This is a genomic window from Pseudoflavonifractor capillosus (assembly GCF_016902575.1).
In the GTDB taxonomy this organism is placed as follows: Bacteria; Bacillota; Clostridia; order Oscillospirales; family Oscillospiraceae; genus Enterenecus; species Enterenecus capillosus_A.
Genome location: NZ_JACSNZ010000083.1, coordinates 1 through 3,085, shown reverse-complemented (window position 1 = coordinate 3,085; position 3,085 = coordinate 1). Strand labels below are relative to the sequence as shown.

The 3,085-nt window shown below is 48.4% G+C and carries 1 protein-coding gene and 1 pseudogene; both read right to left on the bottom strand.

Annotation, left to right across the window (positions count from 1 at the left end):
* Window positions 1-202: 202 nt before the first annotated feature.
* A complete protein-coding gene (ltrA, locus tag H9X86_RS11755) occupies window positions 203-2,083 on the bottom strand; it encodes a group II intron reverse transcriptase/maturase (protein WP_243416952.1) in 1,881 nt (626 codons plus the stop codon).
* A 699-nt stretch (window positions 2,084-2,782) separates the two neighbouring features.
* Window positions 2,783-3,085: pseudogene (locus tag H9X86_RS11750) on the bottom strand (DNA cytosine methyltransferase); the annotation flags it as partial.

The following is a 3,085-nucleotide window of genomic DNA, read 5'->3' as shown; positions in this document are numbered from 1 at the left end:
AGGACGATGCGGAAGTCCTCGCCTTTTGGGGTGCCGCTGGAGAAGGCTCCGGGAAATAGTGATAGGTAATCCTTTGAAGTAATCTTCGGATTTTCCCCCACTCCACACCGTGCATGAGAGTTTCCCCTCACACGGCGTTCCATCGGGATAACAGTATTTTGTTTCAAACACAATTTACACACTTCGTTGCGGTTAGACTGTTTTAGATTGCGTTCAGATTTGCTTGCTCTCGCAGTTTGTTGAGCTTTTTTCGCTGTTGAGTATCCAGTGACAGGGTTTGGAGCAGACGGAAAATGGTTTTTTCATCCGTGGCATGAACAAGTTGATGAACAGTCTCGCTGACGATAACAAGATTTGCGTAGGCATCTGTTCCGCCTGCCGCCTTAGGGCGCTTGTGATGGCAATGAATTTCATGGGGGCTGAGCGTTCTGCCTGTGACAGCGCATTTTCCATACTGTGCCGCATATAGAGAGATACGGTTGTCCGCATACTCCACAGACTGGCCCAGCCTTGGATTGCGCATCAGCCATGTGAGAATTTCCACATTGACGCCGAGCATCCGATGAATTTCCTCTCGGCCGCTCTCTGTATAGCGATTGATGCTCCGCTTTCTCCCCAATGGGTTCTTATGCCGGATATACCCCGCTGGTATAAGCGGATGACCTTTCAGGAAACGGATTTGACTGCTGTTGCCGTATTTACTCCTGATGTAGCCCTTTTCTAATTTACCCTGTTTGCTTAACCCCTGCTTACCCAAACGGTTTTTCATTTGCTTACCGATGGCGAATGCGATGGGCGAAAAGTCCAGATTGACACAGGTAGCAACACGATAATAATTGTGCATTCCAATTACGATAGAGTTGTAACGGAAGATTTGTCTGTGCTGGTCTTGCTCACTTTTAGGATGTTGGATTGCCTTGATGCACTTCGCCAGTTGGTCTTTTGCTCTTTTCTGCGCTTTATCGCTCATGTGAGACCGGACAACATACTTATCTCCCTTGCGCTGTGCTTTCATCTTGAATCCCAGATATTCAGAATAGTGGCGCTTTAGGTTCACTACCTTAGATTTTTCTGGGCTGATGTCCAGTTTCAACCGCTCCTTTAGCCATTGCGTTGTTGCCGCATATAGACAAAATGCGTCTTTGCGGTTTCCACAGAACAGCTTGAAATCATCGGCATACCGGACGATGAACACGGGCTTTAGGTGGCTTTCTTTCAGCAATCGGTACTGATAACTCCGATTGATGCTACCGTTTGCGTTAAGGTAAGTATATTTTGCGCCGCCGTGCATTGGCATCCATTCCCACTGTGACGCAATCCACCAGTCCAGTTCATTAAGAACGATGTTGGACAACAGCGGGGAGAGAATACCGCCTTGCGGCGTTCCTTTGCTTGGATGGAGAATTTCACCGTTAGGCATTACGATGGGGGCTTTCAACATTTCCCGAATAATGCACAGAAGTCGCTTATCCTGGATTCCCATTTCCCACATCTGCTGAATCAGCTTTGTGTGGTTTACATTGTCAAAGAAGCCTTTTATATCAATGTCCACAACATAATGCAGATGCGATAGCTGTATTAGCTGGTTACATCTGGCTATGGCATGTTCTGTGGAGCGATTCGGCCTGAATCCGTAGGAATGGTCATAAAATTTCGCTTCACAAATTGGCTCCAAGACTTGCAGGACACATTGTTGCACGATGCGGTCTACGATGGTCGGGATTCCAAGGGGGCGGGTCTTTCCGTTGGGTTTGGGGATTTCCACCCTGCGGACAGGGCGGGGATGATAGCTCTTGAACTGCTTTTGAATCAGCGCCACATATCTCTCCTCGCTCAATTTGGCAAGGTCTTGTATGGTGCGCTCATCTACTCCTGCGGTACCGCTCCCTGTATTCCCTTTAATTGTCCGATATGCCATTCTAATATTTTCCTTACTGGAGATGAGTTCCATAAGGTGAGTAAACACTTTGCCGTTTGAACTATCCGCATACAGACTGTCCAGGGTCTTTTGCAGGTCGTAGTATTCCGCATAACGGATTTTGCTTCGCTTGGGTTTCTTCCGCTCCGAAGTCAACACAGGCATCCACTCCTTTTCAGCGGATTTTCTTTGTCATATTCGAAGCTGTGTTTATTGCGTTTTCAAATTTAGCTGTTATCTCGACTTGAGGCTATCCCTCCATCATGTTTCCATGATTTCTACGGTACTGTGCCTCTACTCTCACTGGAATAAAGGACGGTTATGACTTCCCGCCCGGCGCTTCTCTGACCGCAACAGTCTCCACGCTCCCAGCTTTCCACGTTCCAATGGCCCTATCATTTCATGCTTTTAGGTACTCCCTTTGAGCCTGTGTCCGGCTTTCGCCTTACTGCCTGTAACAGTAGATGGACTTTCATAAAAACGACTTTTACTCATCCACGGACACCCCGCTATGGCGGGTAGTGCCTTTCGACACATTCTGGGTTTAGACCCTTACATTCGGAAGTTCGTCAGTGTTCTGCACACATTCTTACCATGAACATGAGACACCCGGCATATAGGCAACACCATCCACCTCTGGACAGGTTTCGTATCATAGACTATGATTTACGGTTGCTCTCTGCCGACTTCACCGAGCTTCTGACACAGATTTATTTGCTTCATCTGCGCCAGTCGGAGTATCAGTGTGGGCGTTTCAGGGCGTTACCCCGTCATTCCACCCATCGGGCCATTAGTTCTGCAAGTGTTTTTTCACCATCCTTTCAGTCTTGCGCCTGACCTTTTCAGTCAGGAACGTGTCACACCGTTTTCCCATAATAGGAATCGAGGTCGAACATGGAGATCTGCTGGGTGTCGCTGCTTTTCTGCATTTCTCATCTCCTTTACGATTCTGATTTGCTCCATAAATAAACCGGAACGTGCGCCGGAGAGACCGGCACGCTTTCCTGCCACGGACAAATCCTGGCAGGGTGAGCCTCCGCAGATGATATCTACTGGCGGCAGCTCGGCACCGTGGAGCTTTGTAATATCCCCCACATGGATCATGTCGGGGAATCGGTGCTTGGTCACCTCTATGGGAAAGGCTTCGATTTCACTGGCCCATACAGG

What these genes read in the sequence shown, in the direction of transcription:
- ltrA (WP_243416952.1), bottom strand. Translation starts at nt 2,083, where the DNA reads ATGCCTGTGTTGACTTCGGAGCGGAAGAAACCCAAGCGAAGCAAAATC.